The sequence below is a fragment of the Kribbella albertanoniae genome (genome assembly GCF_004348455.1).
In the GTDB taxonomy this organism is placed as follows: Bacteria; Actinomycetota; Actinomycetes; order Propionibacteriales; family Kribbellaceae; genus Kribbella; species Kribbella albertanoniae.
In genome coordinates, this window is the sequence record NZ_SMKA01000031.1 from 27,907 (window position 1) to 48,248 (window position 20,342).

Here is a 20,342-nt window from a genome sequence, read left to right on the forward strand (position 1 = left end):
GGCGCATCAACCCTTCAGGGAGCCGACCATGGCTCCCTTGACGAAGTGCTTCTGGACAAAGGGGTAGACCAGCAGGGGTGGAATGGTGGCGATCACGATCAGCGAGTACTTGAGCTGCTCCTGGAGTTCCTTCATCCGGATCAGCTCGGCGGTGTCGCGGACCTGGGACGGGTCGAACTGGTTCTGCAGCAGGATCTGGCGCAGCACCAACTGCAACGGGAACAGGTGCTCGTTGGTCAGGTAGATCAGCGCGCTGAACCACGAGTTCCACTGGGCGACCGCGTAGAAGAGCAGGTTGACCGCGATGATCGGTTTGCTCAGCGGCAGCACGATCCGCCAGAAGAAGCCGAAGTCCGTACAGCCGTCGACCTTCGCGGCCTCCACCAGCTCCTCGGGGATCGTGGACTGGAAGAAGGTCCGGGTGATGATCATGTTCCAGACCGCGAGCGCGGCCGGCAGGATGATCGCCCAGCGGGTGTTCAGGATGCCGAGCTGGTCGGCCACCAGGTACGACGGGATCAGGCCGCCGGAGAACATCATCGTGAACACGAACAGCGCCATGATCAGGCCCTTGCCCGGCAGCCCCTTCCGGGACAGCGGGTACGCCGCGAACAGGGTCAGGACCGTCGCGAGCACCGACCCGCCGACGGCGTACAGGACGGAGTTCGAGAAGCCGCTGACGATCGAGTCGTAGTCGAAGACCGCCTTGAACGACTCGATGCTCCAGCCCACCGGCCAGAGCCAGACCTTGCCGGAGACAACGTTCTTCGGATCGCTCAGCGAGGCGCTCAGCACATAGATGAGCGGGTAGAGAACGGCCAGCGTGAACAGGCCGAGCGCGGTGTAGTTGCAGATCATCACGATCCGGTCGGAGCGCGTCTCCTGCACCGGAGCGGGTGTCGCGGTGGCCATCGCCATCACCCCTGGTAGGTCTCGTAGGCGGCCTGCTGGATCTCCAGGTACGGCGTCAGCCCGATCGACTGCACGCGGTCGGTGAAGTCGTTCCACTGCGCGTCGTCGTTCGGATCGAGCCGGCCGGTGACGAACCTGGCCATCGAGGTGGTCACCTCGCTCTTCAGGTTGAGACCGATCTCGGCGTCGAGCGCAGCCTGGTCGGCCTCGAGGGTGACCGGCGGGAACTGCCGTTCCATCGGCTGCTTGTACGGGAACAGGTGGTCCCGGGTCTCCTCGTACAGCGGCGATTCGAAGGTCGGCTTCTTCGGGTTCACCCGCTCGGCCAGCCGGAAATCACCGGACCGGTACATCACGGCGTACTGGTCCCAGGTCTTGCCCTTGGTCTCGTCGGTGTTCCAGGACTCCATACCGAAGACGGACTGCTTGCCGTTGATCCCCTTGTCACCCTTGGCCGACCAGCGGAAGTCGGGCCCGGCGTACGAGCGCAGGATCGCCTCGAGATCCATCTGGAAGTCGGCCCATCGCACCAGCAGGTCAGGACGCTTGCACTTGCGCGTGACCACGAGCGTCGAGACCTCGACACCGACGCTGAGGTAGTTCCAGGGCGCGATCTGTACGCCGTTCGGTCCTTTCAGCGGCGTCATCGTCTCGTACTGGCGCCACCGGGCCTTCGGGTCGTCCAGGTCCAGCGTCATGAACGTGCCCCAGTAGTAGACCCGGGCACCGCCCATGACCGGCCCGTCCGGGTTGTCGCCGTACCGCTTGATCTGGTCCTCGGTCGCGGTGAAGATGTCCTTCGCCAGCAGCCCGTCGGCGTACAGGCCGTGCAGGTACTTGAGGCCTTCGCGCCACTCGTCCTTCACGAAGTTCGCCTCGACCTTGCCGTCGGTGACGACCAGCCAGGGCCGGTCACCGCCGTTGAGGCTGTAGCTCGGGTTGTAGAGGAAGGAGTTCATGAAGAAGGTGTCCAGCGGCGCGTCCTTGTAGCCGCCGAACGGGATCGTCCGGCCCCGGCCACCGAGATCCGCCTTCTTGAACGCGGTCAGCACCTCACGGAACTCTTCGGTCGTCGTCGGCACCGCCAGACCGACCTTGCGGACCCAGTCGGTGTTGATCAGGGCGCGGCCGCCCGAGGCGCGACAGTGATAGCAGTCGTTGAAATCAGGGAAGCTGTAAACGCCGTCGTCCGGCGACTTGATCAGCTTCGGCGCCTCCGGGTAGTCCTTCATCGCCTCCTGCAGGTTGGGCGCGTAGCGCTCGAGGTACGGGTTCAGGTCGACGAAGAGGTTCTGCGCGCCGTACAGGTAGAGCTGCGAGCGGGTGAAGGTGATGCCGAGGAACGCGTCCGGGATGTCACCGGCCGCCATCATCGCGTTGACCTTCGTCATCGTCTCCGGGTCGTTGCCCTTGCCGGCCACCTGCCGCCACTGGATCCGGATCCCGGTCTGCTGCTCCATCCAGCGGGTGAACTCGTTCGTCGCCCAGTCACCGACCGTCAGGCTCTGCGGAACCACGACCGTGAACGTCACCGGTTCGGTCACGATCGTCTGCTGCCGCCGGGCTTTCGGCCCGATGTAGCCCGGCGGGTAGTTGACCCCGGACTTCAACGGCCCGAGCTCCGCGGGCGGCTGGGTCAGACTCTCCGGCGCGGCACCCGCTTCCGCCGTACCGGGACCACACCCGCTCAGTACGCCACTGCCACCGGCCGCGGCCACCCCGACGGCCCCGGCGACGAACGTCCTTCGCTTCACTTTGCGCATCCCGCCTCCAGCTACGGATTGTGAGATATCCGATAGGATCTACGATCGACTGACCGGCAGAATGGCAGAGATCGGATCTCTTCGAAAGAGGTCAGCCAGCGCCCACTGCAACTTTCCTGCGGAAAGAAAGTTGCCCCGCCTGTCGTTTAGGGTCTGGGTATGCCGACCCCGAAGTTCATCCTCGAACTGCGCGAGAAGGTCGGCCACGACCTCCTCTGGATCCCCGGCGTGAGCGCCGTCGTCCTCGACGACCACGACCAGGTGCTGCTCGTCAAGCGCGCCGACAACGGCCGCTGGACCCTGGTCGCCGGCATCCTCGAGCCCGGCGAACAACCCGCCGTCGCGATCGTCCGGGAGATCCACGAAGAGACCGCCGTCGAGGCCGAGGTCGAACGCCTCCTCTGCGTCCAGTCCTTCCCACCCCACACCTACCCCAACGGCGACGAGATCCAGGTCATCGACATCGCCTTCCGCTGCCGCCCTCTGCGCGGCGAGGCGCGCGCCAACGACGACGAGTCCACCGACGCCCGCTGGTGGCCCCTCGACAACCTCCCACCCCTGCGCGACGAGGAACTCCGCTTCATCAAGCGAGCCCTCTCCCCCGACGAAACGCCGTACTACGTCACCTGAGTTCGGGCACCCACGGCATCCTGTACCGAAGGACGGGTAGTAGTCGCGCCCGCGCAGCACTGGCCCGCCTGAGCCGTACCTGCCGAGCCGCTTCAGCCGGACCTCTACCCGTTCTTCGGTACGCCTTCAGCCACGCGCGGATCGGCGAACACCGTTCTGAGACGTCACTTCCGCAGGCTGACCTGCAGGTCCCGCAGCCAGCGTTCCTTGATCGCCGGCTCGTGGGTCAGCAGCTCGGCCAGCTTTCGCCGAACCTCCGGCGTCCGCCCCGCCGCAACCACCTGCACAGCCTCGGCCAGAGCCATCCGGCTCCGCTCGTCTCGCCGAGGCTCGTTCGCTGCCGGATCTGCCCAGGCCGTGCGGCGGAACGACGCCGCGGTCTTGTGCTGGTGGTTGCCGAAGTACGACCAGATCTGGCCGTCCAAGGAGACATTGCGAATTGCGGCAGCCGGCAGCTCCGCTGTGAAGTCCGCGTGCTGCTGCCAGCGGAATGCGTTGGGACTGGTCTGCCGCCGCCCGGTGATCCCGACGAATCTGAGCTGCCGCCTGATGACATCCCACTGCGCATGCTCGTCGTCGATCCACTGCCGCAGGACGGCGAACAGCCGCTCGAAGGTACCGCCCTCGCTGACGAGGTCCACGAAGACCGTCGGCTTACCGCGCATCAGATCTGCGGGTGCGAGCCCGTTCGCCGCCAGGTTGATCCGCAGTTGCCGAATCTCGGCTGCCGTGAACTCGCCTTGGTACTGCCAGCTCTGAGCCATCGATAGCGGCAGCGGATGAAGCCGCGCACCCCACTCGGTTCCGTCGAGCACGCCGCTCAACAGATCGAACAAGCTGTCCACCGAACGGCCGACGAAGTGCAACTCACCGTTCCCGCACTGCCCCAGCACGCGGGCGGCGCATCGGATGAGCTCGTCCAGGAAGAACAGTTCGCCAACCTCGACACCGTCAAGGAGAGAGCCGAGTTGATCCGGCCGGATCAGGTCCCAGCGAAACGGCCGGATCGGCTCCACAACTAGTGGGCGGCTTCGTGCCAGGTGCGGCCGACTCCGACCGAGACGTCGAGGGGGACGTCCATGGCGACGGCGGCGCCCATGTCTCGGCGGACCAGTTCTTCCAGGGCCTCGCGTTCGCCGGGAGCTACTTCGAAGACCAGTTCGTCGTGGACCTGGAGGAGCATCCGGGACTGGAGGCTGGAGGCCTTGAGGGAGACGTCGACCTTGAGCATGGCCATCTTGATGACGTCGGCGGCGGAGCCCTGGATGGGGGCGTTCAGGGCCATCCGCTCGGCCATCTCGCGGCGCTGGCGGTTGTCGCTGGTGAGGTCGGGGAGGTAGCGGCGGCGGCCGAGGATGGTTTCGGTGTAGCCGCTCTTACCGGCCTCGAGGACGATGCTGCGCAGGTAGTCGCGGACGCCGCCGAAGCCCTCGAAGTACTCGTCCATCAGGCCCTTGGCCTCGTCGACGCCGATCTTCAGCTGCTGACTCAGCCCGTACGCCGACAGGCCGTAGGCGAGGCCGTAGTTCATCGCCTTGATCTTGGCGCGCTGCTCCTGGGTCACCTCGGCCGGCTCGACCGAGAACACCCGCGACGCGGTCACCGAGTGGAAGTCCATCCCGGAGTTGAACGCCGCGATCAGGCCCTCGTCCTTGGAGACGTGCGCCATGATCCGCATCTCGATCTGGCTGTAGTCGGCCGACATCAGCGACTCATGGCCTTCGCCGACGACGAACGCCTGCCGGATCCGGCGGCCCTCCTCGGTGCGGATCGGGATGTTCTGCAGGTTCGGATCGGTCGAGCTGAGCCGGCCGGTCGCGGCGATCGTCTGGTTGAACGTCGTATGGATCCGGGCATCGCGCGGGCTGATCGTCTTCAGCAGGCCCTCGACCGTCTGCCGCAGCCGGGTCGCGTCGCGGTGTGCCAGCAGGTATGCCAGGAACGGGTGCTCGGTCTTCTCGAACAGCGCCTGCAGCGAATCCGCATCCGTGGTGTAACCGGTCTTCGTCCGCTTCGTCTTCGGCATCTGCAGCTCGTCGAACAGCACCACCTGCAACTGCTTGGGCGAACCGAGGTTGATCTCCTTACCGATCACCTCGTACGCCGCCGTCGCGGCCTCGCGCACGCCGGTCGCGAACCGCTCCTCCAGCTCCTCCAGATACGGCCGGTCGACCGCGATGCCGTCCCGCTCCATGCCCGCGATGACGTCGATCAGCGGCAACTCGACATCCGCGAGCAGCGCCGTACCGGCCTGCTTCTCGAGCTCGGCGTCCAGCGTGTCGGCGAGGTCCGCGATCGCGCGCGCCCGCAGCATCGTGTGGTCCGCGGCCGGGCCGCCCTCGATGTCGTCGAAGCTGAGCTGACCGTTCTCGACCTCTTCGGTCCGGAGCTCGCGCTTCAGATACCGCACGGTCAGGTCGGCCAGATCGTAGGACCGCTGATCCGGACGCGCCAGATACGCACTCAGCTGGGTGTCCGAGCTCAGACCGGCCAGCGTCCAGCCGCGCTCCAGGAAACCGAGCAGCGGACCCTTCGCGTCGTGCAATGCCTTCGGCTGCTTCGGATCCGCGAGCCACGCCTTCCAGGCGGTCTCGTCCTCGGGAGTCAGCGCAGTCGGATCGAACCAGGCCGCAGCGCCTTCGGTGTTGGCCAGCGCCAGCCCGGTGATCTCACCGGTGCCACGCCCCCAGCTGCCCTGCACTGCAACGCCGACCCGCTCGCCGGCGCTCACGTGCTTGGTCAGCCAGGCCGCGACCTCGCCCGGCTTCAGCTGCACACCATCCAGCTCGAAGCCCTGCTCGACGGTGGCGTCGACCTCCTCGTGCTCCGCGACCAGCCGCTCCCGCAGCACCCGGAACTCCAGGCTGTCGAACAGCGTGTGCACCTGCTCGCGGTCCCACGGCACCCGGACCAGGTCGTCGACGGTGACATCCAGGGTCAGGTCCCGGATCAGCTCGTTGATCTGCCGGTTCCGGATCACGTCGGACAGGTGCTCGCGCAGCGACTCACCGGCCTTGCCCTTGATCTCGTTGACGCGGTCGATCACATCGTTCAGCGAACCGAACTGGTTCAGCCACTTCGCCGCGGTCTTGTCACCGACCCCCGGCACGCCGGGCAGGTTGTCGCTCTTCTCCCCCACCAACGCGGCCAGGTCCGGATACAGCCGCGGCGGCACGCCGTACTTCGCCTCGACCGCAGCCGGGTCCATCCGGGCGATCTCGGAGACGCCGCGCTTGGGGTAGAGCACTGTCACGTTCTCGTTGACCAACTGGAACGCATCGCGGTCACCCGAGCTGATCAGCACCTCGAAACCCTGGTCCGAGGCCTGGGTGGCGAGGGTGGCGATGATGTCGTCGGCCTCCCAGCCGTCGATCTCCGTGGTCGGGATGCGGAGCGCGTCCAGCACCTCCTTGACCAGCGACACCTGACCCTTGAACTCGTCCGGGGACTTCGTCCGGCCGGCCTTGTACTCCGTGTACTGCTCGGAGCGGAAGGTCTTGCGGGACACGTCGAACGCGACACAGATGTGCGTCGGCTGCTCGTCGCGAAGCATGTTGATCAGCATCGAAGTGAACCCGTACACCGCGTTGGTGTGCTGCCCGGTCGAGGTGGAGAAGTTCTCCACGGGCAGTGCGTAGAACGCGCGGTAGGCCAGCGAGTGCCCGTCCAGCAGCAGGACGCGCGGGCGCCCGGTACTTGCCGCGGCAGCAGTGCTCTCCTGCTTGTCCTCGGTCATCGTCGAAGTGTCGGTATCTGGAGCCACATGCCGACTCTAGTGCTTCCCTGGGACAGTTTCCGAACACGGCGGTTAGGCTGCTGCGGTGACAGATATCAGCGCCCTCCCGCCAGGCATGGACATCGAGGGCAGCCTGCTGCAACTCATGGGCATCGTGATCAGTGAAGCCGCACCGGACCGGGTCGTCGCGACCATGCCGGTCAAGGGCAACACCCAGCCGTACGGGTTGCTGCACGGCGGCGCGTCCTGCGTGCTCGCCGAGAGCCTCGGATCGATCGGTTCCGCGCTGCACGCCGCGGCGTACGGGAAGGTCGCGGTCGGGGTCGACATCAACGCGACCCACCACCGGGCCGTTCGCGAAGGCCTGGTCACCGGGGTCGCCACCCCGATCTACCTCGGCCGGACCACCACGTCGTACGAGGTCGTCATCACCGACGACCGCGACAAGCGGGTCTGTACGGCGCGGATCACCTGCCAGCTGATTCAGGCTCCGGCGGGTAGCTGAGCGGTTCGGTCGGCAGCGGCCGGGCCAACTGGGCCCGGCGCGCGATCACCGAGCGTCGCGAGGAGAGCAGTGCCAGCAGATTCGGCGCGTGCTCGGCGGCGAGCCGACGGGCCACCGTGTGCGTGTTCGCGAAGCGCAGTACGCCGGCTTGTCCGAGCCCGAGCCTGGCGAGGAACCGATTCGCCTCGCGGGCGATCGCCGGCGCGACCACGGCCAGGTGTGGGCAGCTCTCGTGCTCGGCCCACGCGACAGCCTCGGCGATCATCGCCTTGCCGACACCGTGCCGGCGGGCGGCGTCACTGACGTGCAGATACTCCACCGTGAGCGTGGTGTCGTCGTGCAGCGGACTGACCGCAGCCCGGCGCAGGTAGGCCATCGCGTGCACCTGCCCGTCCAGCTCGCCGACGATCAGGCGGCCCCACGGGTCGGCCAGATGCTTGCTGACGGCAACTTCTACGGCAGGGACCGTGGGCACGCCCGGAAGGCGGCCGGCACCGGTCGTGGTCAGCTCGCGCCAGAGCGCGACCAGAGCGGCTGCATCCCCCGCCTGGGCGTCCCGCACCGCAATGGCAGCTGCCACAGCGACCTCCTGGTCTGGTCCACCCCCGAGGTGAACGGGACGGGCCCGATACGCTCGTCCTCGCGCAACAGTAGGCCCTCCAGGGTCACTTGCAAAGCTGCGCCCAGGTCATTGAGCGGAGAGCTGCTTTGTTCGTCGGAATCGGCACAGTTGTCAACGTTGCAACGGTTCTGATCGGGTCGACACTCGGCGTGCTCGTCGGGCATCGGCTCAGTCACCGGACCCGCGATCTGGTCACCGACGCGCTCGGTCTGGTCACACTGCTGATCGCGATCACCTCGGCACTCACTGTGGGCGCCAAGGCGCTCAGCGACGCGGTGGGGACCAGTGCACCGGTGCTGATCGTGCTCGGCGCGATGCTGATCGGCGGAATCGCGGGATCGCTGCTCCGGATCGAGCAGCGGCTGGAGGGCTTCGGCGCCTGGCTGCAGCACCGGTTCCGCCGCAGCGACGGGGAGAGCACCTTCGTGGAAGGTTTTGTTACCGCGTCAATGGTCTTCTGCGTCGGGCCGCTGACCTTCCTCGGCGCGTTGTCCGACGGGCTCGGGCGTGGCGCGGACCAGCTGTTCCTCAAGGCCGTGCTGGACGGGTTCGCCTCGATCGCCTTCGCCGCGTCACTCGGCTGGGGCGTGATGGCGTCGGCCCTCGTCGTACTGGTGACTCAGGGCCTGATGACCGCGGTCGGCGCCGTACTGGGCGACGTACTGCCCGAGGCCCACGTGACCGCCCTCGGCGCCACCGGCGGCGTGATGCTGATCGGCGTCGCCCTGCGCCTGCTCAAGATCAAGCAGATCGCCGTCGCCGACATGCTGCCGGCGTTGATCGTCGCGCCCCTCCTCGTTCAACTGCTGGTAGTAATCCGCAGCTGAACGAGGAGGTTCAAGCGATCAGTCCTCGCCGAGGTAGGCCTTGCGGACGTCGTCGTTGACCAGGAGCTCACGGCCTGTGCCGGACAGTTTGATCTGGCCGACCTCCAGCACGTAGCCGTAGTCCGCCCGCTTCAGGGCGGCCTGGGCGTTCTGCTCCACCAGCAGGATCGTGGTGCCCTGCCGCTGCAACTCGGTCACCGTCGACATGATCCGCTTCATCATGATCGGCGACAGACCCATCGACGGCTCGTCCAGCATCATCAGCTTCGGCCGGCTCATCATCGCCCGGCCCATCGCCAGCATCTGCTGCTCACCACCGGAGAACGTTCCGGCCGGCTGCTTGCGCCGCTCCCCCAGGATCGGGAACAGGTCGTACGCCGAGTCCAGGTCGGTGCGGACACCGGCCGGGTCGCGGCGCGAGAACGCACCGAGCAGCAGGTTCTCCTCGACGGTCAGCCGCGGGAAGATCCTGCGGCCCTCCGGCGAGTGCGCCAGCCCGCGGGTGACGATGTCATGTGCCGCGACATTGTCGATCCGCTCGCCCTGGAACCAGATCTCACCCTGGGTCGGCCGGAGCAGCCCCGAGATCGTCCGCAGCGTGGTCGTCTTACCGGCGCCGTTGGTGCCGATCAGCGACACCACCTGCCCCTGCTCGACACTGAAGCTGATCTGCTTCACGGCCACGATCTTGCCGTAGGCAACTTCCAGGTTCCGGACCTCGAGCATCGCCGTGAGCGGCTTGTCCTCAGTTGATTCGGTCATGAGGTCCCCTCCTCGGTGATGTCTTGGGGCCGGTCGTCCTCGTCGTCCTCGTCGTCGTCCTCACCGGAGCCGATGTAGGCCTCGATGACGCGCGGGTCGGACTGCACCTCACCCGGAGTGCCCTCGACCAGGGTCTCCCCGCGGACCAGGCAGAGCACCCGGTCACAGAGGTTGAAGATGAACCGCATGTCGTGCTCGATCACCACGACCGACAGGCCCGAGTCCCGGATCTTGAAGATCAGGTCCATCGCCTGCTTGGTCTCCTGCGGGTTCATACCGGCCGTCGGCTCGTCCAGCAGGATGAGCTTCGGGTCGGTGGCCAGCGCCCGCGCGATCTCGAGCCGCCGCTGATCGCCGTACGGCATGTTCCGGGCCAGGTGCTCGGTCGACCGGCCGAGACCGACGAAGTCGAGCAGCTCCTGGGCCCGGGCCCGGGTGGCTGCCTCCTCGCGACGGAACTTCGGCCCGTGCAGGACCGAGGTGAGCGCGCCCGCGCTGGTCCGGCTGTACCGCCCGACCATCACGTTCTCCAGCGCGGTCATGTTCGCGAACAGCCGGATGTTCTGGAACGTCCGGGCCATCCCCGCCCGCACCACGGCGCGCGGCTTCGGCGGCAACGGTGACAGCTTCGGCAACTCCGGCACCTGTACGGCGGCCGGTGCGGCCGGCTGTCCCTTCTTCGGGCGGACCGGCTTCGGCGCCTTCCGCGGGACACCGGCGAACCGGACCTGCCCGCTGGTCGGCTTGTAGAGGCCGGTCAGGCAGTTGAAGAACGTCGTCTTGCCGGCACCGTTCGGGCCGATCAGACCGACGATCTCGCCCTCGCGAACGGTCAGGTTCACGTTGCTGACCGCCAGCAGACCACCGAACCGCATGGTCACACCGGAGGCTTCGAGTACCGTTCCGCCGACCGCTGGTGCGGCCGGACGGGGTTCCGTGACCGTCATTTGGCCTCCTCGACGAGCTGGTGCTCGACCTCATCGGCCAGCTTCTCGTCCTCTTCGTGGAACTCGAGCTGCCGCCGCCTGCTCGCCACCAGACCCTCGGGCCGGAAGCGCATCATCAGCACCAGCGTGATGCCGAACAGCAGCAGCCGGTACTCCGAGAAGAACCGCAGCTTCTCCGGCAGCAGCTTCAGGATCGTTGCTCCCAGCAACACACCGGCGATGGTGCCCATACCGCCGAGCACGATCGCGGCGAGCAGGAACGCCGACTCCAGGAACATGTACTGGTCCGGGCTGACCGCACCGTCCTGGTGCGCCTTGATGGTGCCGGCCAGACCGGCCAGGAACGCACCGACCGCGAACGCCAGCAGCTTCAGGCCGAAGACGTTCACACCCATCGCCTCGGCGGCCTTCTCGTCCTCCCGGATCGCCACCCAGCCGCGTCCGATCCGGCTGCTGTTCAGCCGGGAGAAGACCAGGATGACGCCGCCGGTCAGCACCAGCAGCAGGAAGTAGTAGTTCGAGAACCGGCCGAGCTCGATCCCGAACGGATGGTGCACGGCACCGAAGTTGAAGCCGAACAGCTCCAGATCCGGGATACCGGGAATACCGTTCGGCCCGTTGGTCAGGTTCGGGCCGTTGTTGCCGTCCAGGTTGAACATCGCGAACCGGAAGATCTCACCGAAGCCCAGCGTCACGATGGCCAGGTAGTCACCCGAGACGCGCAGTGTCGGCGAACCGATCACCAGACCCAGCAGGGCCGCGACACAGGCACCGACCAGCACGACCACCAGGAACGGCGGCTTCCAGCCGATCGTCGCGAACGCCGACTGCGACAGCGTCGCCGCGACGTACGCGCCCGAACCCAGGAACGCGATGTACCCGAGGTCGAGCAGACCGGCCAGACCGACCACGATGTTCAGGCCCATCGCGGTCGCCGCGAAGACCAGCACCGAGGTCGCGATCGACATGTTCGCGTCCGACCCGTCCTGGGTGAACGGGAACAGGAACGCCACCGCGAACGACGCCAGCGTCAGCACCTTGCGGTGCCGCTGCCCGGCGTGGCTGACCCAGCTCATCGCCCCGGTCCGGAACAGACCGACGGCGATCGTCGCGATGAACACCAGACACAGGATGAACAACCACGCGTCATCCAGGCCGAGCGCGTACGCCGCCGTGAACAGCAGCGCCGCCATCAGCAACGCGATGGCCGCGATCTCGGCCCAGGCCGGCGACTTCGCCTTGCTCATGTCGCGCAACCCGTGCCGCAACGGCATCAACCAGGCCGCCACCGCGAGCAGCAGCGCGCCCACCAGCGTTATGTACCCGCCGGGGTTGACGTTGATCAGACCGTCGGACTCGACGCTGATCGCGGCCAGGACCAGGACCATGAAGAACGCCAGCCCGGTCCCGAGCGACCGCAGACCAGCAGTCGTGTCCAGCCACCAACCGAGTTTGCCCTTGTCCAGCACCAGCAGCACCAGCGAGACCACCGCGACGATGATCGCCAGGATCTGCAGACCACCGGGGTAGAAGTTGATCGACAGGTTGTTCAGGATCGAGCCGTCGTAGCTCCACGACAGGCACGATCCGACGATCACGAATACCGCACCGGCCAGGCCGAGCGGCCAGGCGATCGGCCGTTTCTTAGGAGCAGCCGCCGGCGTCACCGGGGTCTCCGTCTGTACGTCGGTCATGCGCGGTCCACCACCCTCGCGCCCAGCAGGCCCTGCGGCCTGAACACCAGAACCAGAATCAGGATCACGAACGCCCAGACGTCCTTCCAGGTACTACCACCGAACTGGCCCGGGATGTACTGCGTCGCCATCGCCTCGACCACACCGAGAACGAGACCACCGACGACGGCACCGTAGATGTTGCCGATACCACCGAGCACGGCGGCGGTGAACGCCTTCAGACCGGCCAGGAAGCCCATCCGGTACTGGATCTGACTGTTCTGCAGCCCCTGCGACACACCTGCGATCGCAGCGAGCACCGCACCGAGGGCGAACGCGACCACGATGATCCGGTCGACGTTGATCCCCATCAGCCGGGCGGTGTCCGGGTCCTGCGAAACGGCCTGCATACCGCGGCCGGTCCGGGTCCGGTTGATGAAGAACCAGAGCAGGATCGCCGACGCGGCGAGCGCCGCCATGGTGAAGATCGCCGACCGCTGAATGGTCACGCCGCCCACCTGGAGCGCCGCACCGGAGACGACGTCGATCTGCGGGAACGGGATACTCAGCTTGGCACTCGGCCACTCGACGTGCGTGATGAGCGTGCGCCAGAGCACCCACCCGATCTCCGCCGTCGCGACCGAGGTCACCGCGGCCAGCACGATCGGCTGGATGCCCAGCTCGACCCGCGCCTTGTTCCGGACCGCGATCGACAGCAACCACCCGGCCACGGTACCGACCGCCGCGCCGACGATGAGCACACCGGGAACGAGCAGCACGCTCAGCTCCCGCTCGACCAGCCGGGCCACGATCCAGAGCAGCAGCGCACCGGCCGCGGCACCGAGCAACGGGGCCCGGTCGAGCCACTTGGTCACCGGGTGGTCCAGGTTCGGACGGCCCGGCCGCGAACCCAGGAAGTACCCGAGCGCCAGCGCACCGCCGGCGAACACGACGATCGTCCACGCGGGCTGGTCGTACATCAGCCGGATGAACTCCTGCAGGAACACCGAGATACCGATCGCGGTGATCAGTGGTGCCAGTCGTGGCGCGTTCCGCAGGGGACGGTACGCGACACGTTCCATCAGGACGGCGGTGCCGACCGCCGCGACGATGGCGCCGATGATCATCACCGGCAGGATCCAGACCGAGGTCTGGCCCTCGAAGAACAACAGATATGTGGTCAGTGCGCCGAACGCACCGATCATGAACACCTCGCCATGGGCGAAGTTGATGAGCTGCACGATGCCGTAGACGACGGTGTACCCGACTGCGATCAGGGCGTACAGCGATCCCAGGGTCAGCCCGTTGATGAGCTGCTGGAAGAACTGGTCCACGTCGACCTCCCAACTACCTCGGTTCCGACATGCCTCGGGGGCGGGAGGATCACTCCCACCCCCGAGAACATGAGGTCGACCTTGCTTACTTGGTCTCGAACGCCTTGGTCTCGACCGTGGCCCAGTCGGCGCCTTCGGCCTTGTAGACGGTCAGCACCTTGGAGGTGCTGTCGCCGTACTGGTCGAACGCGACCTTGCCGGTCACGCCGTCGAACGAAACCTTGCTCAGGGCATCGATCGTCTTCTGGCGGGCGGACTCGGCGTCCGAAGCCCCGGCCAGCGAGGTCTTCAGGGCGGCGATGATCGCGTTGGCCGCGTCGAAGGAGTAACCGCCGTACGCTGCGGAGTCCTCCTTGTAGCCGGCCGCCTTGTAGTCGGCCAGGAACTTCTTGCCGGCCTCGGTCGAGTCGGTCGGGGCGCCGACGGACGTCGAGAGGTCGCCCGCGCTGGTCTTACCGGCCAGCGTGATGTACTTCGGGTCCTTGATGCCGTCGCCACCCATCAGCGGGACGTTCAGGCCGGCGGCCTTCATCTGCTGCGAGAGCGGACCGGCCTGCGGGTACTCGCCGCCGTAGTACACGGCCTGCGGACCGGACGGCTTGATCGCCGAGACGACCGCGCTGTAGTTGACGTCGTCCGGGTTCACCGTCTGAGCGGCGACGATCTGGCCACCGAGCTTCTTGAACTCGTCGGTGAAGGTGCCGACCAGACCCTGGCCGTACGCCTTCTTGTCGTGGATCGTCGCGACCTTGGTGATCTTCGCGGTCTCGAACAGGTAGCGGGCCGCGAACGGGCCCTGGACCGCGTCGGTCGTGCAGGTACGGAAGTAGTTGGCGTACGGGCGCTTCGGCGCCGTCTGCCAGGCCGCACCCTGGGTCAGGCCCGGGCCGGTGTTGGCCGGCGAGACCTGGACGATGTTCTTCGGCGCGAGCACCGGCTGGACCTGCTGGGCGACGCTGGTGTTCAGGGTGCCGACGACACCGATCACATCCTTGTCCCCGGCCAGCGCCGTGGCGGCGTTCTTGCCCGGCTCGGTCTTGCCCTCGTCGTCCTTCGGCACGGCCTCGAGCTTCCAGCCCGGGATCGCGTTGGTGTCGTTGGCCTGCTTGATGGCCAGCTCGACGGAGTGCTGGATACCGAGGCCCAGCGCCGAGAGGTCACCCGACAGCGGCGCAATGATGCCGATCTTGGCGACCTTCGTGCTGCCGCCAGTCCCCCCGGCGTTGTCGCCGCCACTGCGAGAACCGCAGGCAGTCAGGGCCAACGACGCAACGATCAGCGACGCGCCGACCCTTACTACGGAACGCTGGTGCACTGTTCCTCCCATGTCTGGATAGTCCGGCCGATCCCCGGACTCCCGCGTTTGCCGCGAGCATCCGCAGGTTAGACCGCTGAATGCTTCCAAGCGAACAGCGCACTGCCTGTGTTGTGAGGTCGTTACCGCCGTAAGGAGCATCTTGCAATCTGAGAACTGTCTCAGCGGGGACTTGATGACTCAGCGTCAGCTGATCATCCCGTTTGCGTGAAGAATCGCCGGTCCGGAAATGCCGTACCCGGCACGGTCCGTGACAAATCTTCACCAGATATCACCTTCGGGTGACAATCCGTGCCCCTACGGGCCCCACACCGCCGGTACGCCGCCCGTCCGCACCCGCCGGCGCCCGCCCCGACGGGCAGTTCCCCCGATGGATGCCATCGGCAACCAGCTCGTGGAGTCGCCGATCCGGTTTTGCGCAGCCCGTCAGCTGTCTCCGGCCTCGTCGACCACCAGCTCGGCCACCTGCCGCATCGACACCCGCTTGTCCATCGCGGTCTTCTGGATCCACCGGAACGAGTCCGGCTCCGACAGCCCGAACTTCGTCTGCAGCACCGACTTCGCCCGGTCCACCAGCTTCCGCGTCTCCAGCCGCTCGGCCAGATCAGCGACCTCACGCTCCAGCTCCGCCAACTCGACGTACCGCGACGCAGCGATCTCGATCGCCGGCAACAGATCCGCCTTGGAGAACGGTTTCACCAGATAAGCCATCGCCCCCGCGTCCCGCGCCCGCTCCACCAGCTCCCGCTGCGAGAACGCCGTCAGCATCAGCACCGGCGCGATCCGCTCCCCCGCGATCTTCTCCGCCGCACTCAGCCCGTCCAGCTTCGGCATCTTCACATCCAGGATCACCAGATCCGGCCGATGCTCAACAGCCAGCCGAATGGCCTCCTCGCCATCGCCCGCCTGCCCGACGACGTCGTACCCCTCCTCGGCCAGCATCTCGGCCAGATCCATCCGGATCAACGCCTCGTCCTCAGCGATCACCACACGCTTAGCAGTCACAGGGGCCACTGTATCGATCCTCCCCCTAGGACTTAGGCCCCACAAACGTGTCGAGCCTCTCCACGCCCTCCTTCCGGCTCACCGCAATCGCATTCCGCCGCGGCTGCCGCCAAGGAATCCCCAGCACATCCAACGTGTCGGTCAGGATCTTCCGGATGTCCTCGGACTCGTTCGAGAACATGTACCGGAGGTAGTGGAACCGCCGGCCGTCCGGCTTGCTCGCCCAGTTCACGAACCGGCACCCGTCCGAATGTAACAACCCGCGCAGCAACTGTTCGGGGTACTTGGCAACGATCTTCAGTTGCCAGTCCACCAACTCGATCGTCCGCAGATGCTTCCGTCCTGGCCCATGCTGGGGAAACAGACAAGGCCAGTGCTTCCACCTGGCCTCGGTCATAATCGCCCCTGGCCTTCGACGCGGAACCGGACTCGCGGTTGGCTTCACCCGGATGATCGTCTCGGCGATCTCCCGATTGAGGTCCGGATACTTGGCGTCGTTGGCGATCTGCAACGTGAACACACCGCGCCGCGCCTTGGCGATGGAGCCATCCCCTAGATACCACCCGAGCAACAACGCGTACGCCGCCTCGTCGAGGTCAGCCCCGTCACACCGCGGACACGGCGTCGGCTGAAACCCCGTCCCCCGCGGCAGCCCGAGCTCCAGGTACACCCGGCGCCACCGCTTGATCGTCTTGAGCGCAACGCCATGTATCTCCGCGTTCGCCCGATCACTGATGCCGTTCTTCGCCATCCGCAACGCGGAATCAACCGTCTCCTGCGACCTGATGTGCCCCATGCCACATGCTCCCGAAGCCCACCGACAGTTTCGGCGCCCAGAGCCGAGCTCAACAGAAAGAGCCGAACTCACAAATCGTGAGTCCGGCTCTCTATGGTGCCGAGTGTGGGATTCGAACCCACAAGCCCTTGCGGGCAATGGTGTTTGAGACCATCGCGTATGCCGTTCCGCCAACTCGGCAAAGTCCTGCACGCATACTGTAACCGCTCGATCTTCGGTTCCGAAAATCGACGCTCGGAACGGTCCATGACCCTTGAACCGACCAACCAGCGCACCTCCTTCCAAGGGCGCTGGACGGCGTCGCGCGGCCCTGGCGGGCTCGAACACTCAGCAGTGGGCTTGAACAAGTAATGCCTTGTTCAAGCCCACCGTTTCCTGTTCAAACCCACACCAATGCCGCGTGAGGCCTACGGGTTGGGAGTCCGGTACGCCGGGGCGATGCCTTCGATGGCGTCGCCGATGCGGTGGACTCGGAGGGCGTTGGTGGAGCCGGGGATCGATGGCGGGGAGCCGGCGACGATGACCACCAGGTCGCCCTTCTTCAGCTTGCCTAGTTCCAGGAGGCGCTGGTCTACCTGGCGGACCATTTCGTCGGTGTGGTCGACGGTGGGGACGATGTGGGTCTCGATGCCCCAGACGACCGACAGCCAAGAGCTGACCGACGGGACCGGCGTGAAGGCCAGGACCGGGATCTCGGTGCGGTAGCGGGCCAGGCGCAGCGCCGTGTCACCGGACTGAGTGAAGGCGACCAGGAGCTTGGCGTCCAGGCGCTCGGCCACGTCAGCCGCGGCGCGGGCGATGACGCCGCCCTTGGTGCGCGGCTCCCACTCGATCTCCTTGACGCGGGACAGGCCGTGTTCCTCGGTGGACTCGACGATCCGGGCCATCGTGTTGACGGTCTCGATCGGGAACCGGCCGACGCTGGTCTCACCGGACAGCATCACCGCGTCGGCGCCGTCGAGGACGGCGTTGGCGACGTCGGAGGCCTCGGCCCGGGTCGGGCGCGGGGCGGAGATCATCGACTCGAGCATCTGGGTGGCGACGATCACCGGCTTCGCGTTCAGGCGGGCCTGGTCGATGATCAGCTTCTGGACCAGCGGCACCTCTTCGAGCGGGAGCTCGACGCCGAGGTCACCGCGGGCCACCATGAACCCGTCGAAGGCTTCGATGATCTCGTCCAGGTTCGCGACCGCCTGCGGCTTCTCGATCTTGGCGATGACGGGGACCCGGAGGCCCTCCTCGTCCATGATCTTGTGCACGAGCTGGATGTCGGCCGCGTCCCGGACGAAGGACAGCGCGATCATGTCGGCCGGCAGGTGCAGGGCCCAGCGCAGGTCCTCGACGTCCTTCTCGGACATCGCCGGCACGCTGACCGCGACTCCGGGCAGGTTGATGCCCTTGTGGTTCGAGACCGGCCCGCCGACGGTGACGCGGCAGATCACGTCGGTCGCGGTCACCTCCTCGGCGACGAGCCCGATCCGGCCGTCGTCGATGAGCAGCTGGTCACCGGGGTTCACGTCACCGGGCAGACCGTCGTACGTCGTTCCGCAGATGGTCACGTCACCCGGCACCTCCCGGGTGGTGATGGTGAAGCGCTCGCCGTAGGTCAGCGTGACCTTCCCTTCGGCGAACTCGGCCAGCCGGATCTTCGGACCCTGCAGGTCGACCAGGATGCCGACGTTCTTGCCGGTCTCCGCGGCGGCGGTACGGATCCGCTGATAGATCCGTTCGTGCTCGGCATGGGCACCGTGGCTCAGGTTGAGACGAGCCACGTCCATACCGGCTTGGACGAGTTCCAGGATGCGCTCGGGGGCGGCAGTAGCCGGGCCGAGCGTACAAACGATCTTTGCGCGACGCACGTCACAAAACCCTACTCCTACAAGACCACTGTGCTGCTGGTCCACCCCCGTTACTAGTGAGTTAACACCTTGTGACGACCGGCCCCGAAGCCTGAAACGTCAGGAAGGCAAGGGGGTGTAGGGGCCGACGGTGATTTCGCCCGCCAGCCCGGCCGTGACCGTCTGGAGCCCGATCGGCTTGCCATCGGTGTAGGTGACCAGCGTCATCTCCCCCGGCCGCCGCAGCGTGTAGCCGAGCGCGAACGCGTACGCCGCTCCCCCCGTCGTCCCGTTCGTGTACGTCGTGACCGGCCGATCGTCGACGACCTTCGTCTCGGGGCCGACCTGCCGGTGCAGATGTCCGGACAGCAGCAGGGTCGCGCACCCCCGAGTGGCCGTTTCGGCGAACGACGACGGGTCGTGGACGACCATCGTGGAGATCCGCTCGTCCTCGGGCTGCCCGCAGGCGACATCGGCGAGCCGCTTGGACTGGTCAGCGATCGTCTCGTCACCGGGAGTGTCCGCGCTGCCGAGCCCGGTCTTGGTCGGGTCGCTGTCGCCGAGGAACCGGATTCCCTCGACCTCGACCGGTTTGCTGTCGAGGACGGTGAAGCCGTTCTTCCGCATCGCTTCCTCGATGTGGCCGCCGGCGTCATGGTTGCCGGCGACCGCGACCACCTTGAGGTCCTTGAAGTGCGCCCGCAGCGAGTTGATGCTGAACACCTCCCACGACTGCCCGGACGAGGAGTCGTCCCCGGCGTCGATCAGCACCTTGGCACCGGCCACCTTCGCGACCTCGGCCACGACCGGGTCCATCCCGATGTTGTCGTGCCGGTCCGAGACCAGCAGCGCGACCGTCTCGTTCTCGGTCGCCTGGTGGATCCGCCCGCCGACCCGCGGGACCTGGTCCCGCAACCGCCCGTAGAACTCGGTGGAACGCTCGTACGTCTCGACCGCCGTCTTGATGATCCCGATCCCCCCGGTGGTGGAGAACCCGGACGCGACCTCGACCTTCTTCAGCCGCGGGTCGAGCGACAACTGCGGCAGCAGCGCGGACAGCGGCCGCCACTCGGTCGGCGGAACCTCCGCCGTACGCATCCGGCCCGGTCCGAAGATCGACGCGATGGTGATCAGCATCGCGACCAGTACGACGATCGCCCGGTGCTCGAACCGCCGCTCGTGCCGGTGCACGAGGTCCCACAGTTCGCGCCGGCGCCGACGCCCGAGGGAAGTCCAGATGGTAGCGACCACCACGACCACGAGCAGTCCGGAACCGGCGCCCGCGACCAGGTTGTCGACCGCCATCTCCTGGATGACCTGCTGGATCCGCGCGATTTCACCGTCAGGCTGCGAGGCGATCAGCGCGTCGCGGGTGAGCAGCTCGCTGAGGTTGGCGGCGTCGGTCTCCTGTACGTCGACATTCACCCCGATCCCGCCCGGGGTATCGGTCGCGATCCGCAACCGCGGCAGCACGGCCCCGAGATCGAGCGTCGCATGCCCGTCGAACGTCGGCGAAATCGTTGCCGCATGCGCCCCGATCGTCACCCGCTCGGAGTCGTTCGAAAACCCCACCGCCCCGATCACCAACGTCGTCGCCGCCCAAAGCACCAGCAACCCGGCCCACGGCGCCACCGCCCGGACCCGCCTCCGCGTCACCAACCGCGTCGTACCCACAAC

The 20,342-nt window shown here is 66.8% G+C and carries 17 protein-coding genes and 1 tRNA gene; 3 read left to right on the forward strand and 15 right to left on the reverse strand.

Annotated features, from left to right (window positions below):
* Positions 1-6: 6 nt before the first annotated feature.
* Both E1261_RS10445 and E1261_RS10450 read right to left on the reverse strand, forming a co-directional pair.
* On the reverse strand, positions 7-912 hold the full coding sequence (locus tag E1261_RS10445; RefSeq protein WP_238176116.1) for a carbohydrate ABC transporter permease: 906 nt from the start codon (positions 910-912) through the stop codon (positions 7-9).
* A gap of 5 nt (positions 913-917) precedes the next feature.
* A complete protein-coding gene (locus E1261_RS10450) occupies positions 918-2,675 on the reverse strand; it encodes an extracellular solute-binding protein (RefSeq protein WP_132405262.1) in 1,758 nt (585 codons plus the stop codon).
* Positions 2,676-2,834: 159 nt separating this feature from the next.
* Between E1261_RS10450 and E1261_RS10455 the strand changes: the two genes are divergently transcribed.
* Positions 2,835-3,305 (forward strand): NUDIX hydrolase, encoded by a 471-nt coding sequence (locus E1261_RS10455; protein WP_132405264.1) that lies wholly within the window; start codon positions 2,835-2,837, stop codon positions 3,303-3,305.
* A gap of 164 nt (positions 3,306-3,469) precedes the next feature.
* Here E1261_RS10455 and E1261_RS45910 read toward each other — a convergent pair whose 3' ends face one another.
* Both E1261_RS45910 and polA read right to left on the reverse strand, forming a co-directional pair.
* Positions 3,470-4,321, reverse strand: coding sequence for a hypothetical protein (locus E1261_RS45910; protein WP_238176117.1), 852 nt, complete (start codon positions 4,319-4,321; stop codon positions 3,470-3,472).
* Positions 4,322-4,323: 2 nt separating this feature from the next.
* Positions 4,324-7,041 (reverse strand): DNA polymerase I, encoded by a 2,718-nt coding sequence (polA, locus tag E1261_RS10465; RefSeq protein ID WP_132405266.1) that lies wholly within the window; start codon positions 7,039-7,041, stop codon positions 4,324-4,326.
* An 85-nt stretch (positions 7,042-7,126) separates the two neighbouring features.
* On the opposite strand from polA, the gene E1261_RS10470 reads away from it, so the two are divergent.
* Entirely contained in the window at positions 7,127-7,546 is a 420-nt protein-coding gene (locus E1261_RS10470) for a hotdog fold thioesterase (RefSeq protein WP_238176118.1), read from the forward strand.
* Here E1261_RS10470 and E1261_RS10475 read toward each other — a convergent pair.
* The gene (locus tag E1261_RS10475) at positions 7,509-8,126 is read right to left on the reverse strand and encodes a GNAT family N-acetyltransferase (protein ID WP_132405268.1); all 618 of its coding nucleotides are present in this window, start codon (positions 8,124-8,126) and stop codon (positions 7,509-7,511) included. The two genes, E1261_RS10470 and E1261_RS10475, sit on opposite strands and share 38 nt — an antisense overlap.
* 128 nt (positions 8,127-8,254) lie before the next feature.
* Here E1261_RS10475 and E1261_RS10480 point away from each other — a divergent pair, with 128 nt between their 5' ends.
* Complete coding sequence (locus tag E1261_RS10480; RefSeq protein WP_132405270.1) at positions 8,255-8,995, forward strand: DUF554 domain-containing protein; 741 nt, start codon at positions 8,255-8,257, stop codon at positions 8,993-8,995.
* 18 nt (positions 8,996-9,013) lie between these two features.
* Here the strand turns inward: E1261_RS10480 and E1261_RS10485 are convergent, their stop codons facing one another.
* The 10 genes from E1261_RS10485 to E1261_RS10535 all read right to left on the reverse strand — a co-directional run.
* A complete protein-coding gene (locus E1261_RS10485) occupies positions 9,014-9,757 on the reverse strand; it encodes an ABC transporter ATP-binding protein (RefSeq protein ID WP_132405272.1) in 744 nt (247 codons plus the stop codon).
* Positions 9,754-10,704: an ABC transporter ATP-binding protein gene (locus E1261_RS10490; protein WP_132405274.1), complete on the reverse strand. Its 951-nt coding sequence runs from the start codon at positions 10,702-10,704 to the stop codon at positions 9,754-9,756. The genes E1261_RS10485 and E1261_RS10490 overlap by 4 nt, the downstream gene beginning before the upstream one ends.
* On the reverse strand, positions 10,701-12,398 hold the full coding sequence (locus tag E1261_RS10495) for a branched-chain amino acid ABC transporter permease (protein WP_132405276.1): 1,698 nt from the start codon (positions 12,396-12,398) through the stop codon (positions 10,701-10,703). The genes E1261_RS10490 and E1261_RS10495 overlap by 4 nt, the downstream gene beginning before the upstream one ends.
* Positions 12,395-13,711: a branched-chain amino acid ABC transporter permease gene (locus tag E1261_RS10500; RefSeq protein ID WP_238176119.1), complete on the reverse strand. Its 1,317-nt coding sequence runs from the start codon at positions 13,709-13,711 to the stop codon at positions 12,395-12,397. The genes E1261_RS10495 and E1261_RS10500 overlap by 4 nt, the downstream gene beginning before the upstream one ends.
* An 85-nt stretch (positions 13,712-13,796) precedes the next feature.
* The gene (locus E1261_RS10510; RefSeq protein WP_238176120.1) at positions 13,797-15,038 is read right to left on the reverse strand and encodes a branched-chain amino acid ABC transporter substrate-binding protein; all 1,242 of its coding nucleotides are present in this window, start codon (positions 15,036-15,038) and stop codon (positions 13,797-13,799) included.
* A gap of 414 nt (positions 15,039-15,452) precedes the next feature.
* A complete protein-coding gene (locus tag E1261_RS10515; protein ID WP_202874604.1) occupies positions 15,453-16,040 on the reverse strand; it encodes an ANTAR domain-containing response regulator in 588 nt (195 codons plus the stop codon).
* A 16-nt stretch (positions 16,041-16,056) separates the two neighbouring features.
* Complete coding sequence (locus E1261_RS10520) at positions 16,057-16,827, reverse strand: transcriptional regulator (protein ID WP_132405280.1); 771 nt, start codon at positions 16,825-16,827, stop codon at positions 16,057-16,059.
* 94 nt (positions 16,828-16,921) lie between these two features.
* Positions 16,922-17,007, reverse strand: a tRNA-Leu gene (locus E1261_RS10525).
* A gap of 227 nt (positions 17,008-17,234) precedes the next feature.
* On the reverse strand, positions 17,235-18,686 hold the full coding sequence (gene pyk, locus E1261_RS10530; RefSeq protein ID WP_132405282.1) for a pyruvate kinase: 1,452 nt from the start codon (positions 18,684-18,686) through the stop codon (positions 17,235-17,237).
* A 99-nt stretch (positions 18,687-18,785) separates the two neighbouring features.
* Positions 18,786-20,342, reverse strand: a 1,557-nt coding sequence (locus E1261_RS10535) for a metallophosphoesterase family protein (RefSeq protein ID WP_338033920.1), incomplete at its 5' end; no start/stop codon positions are given.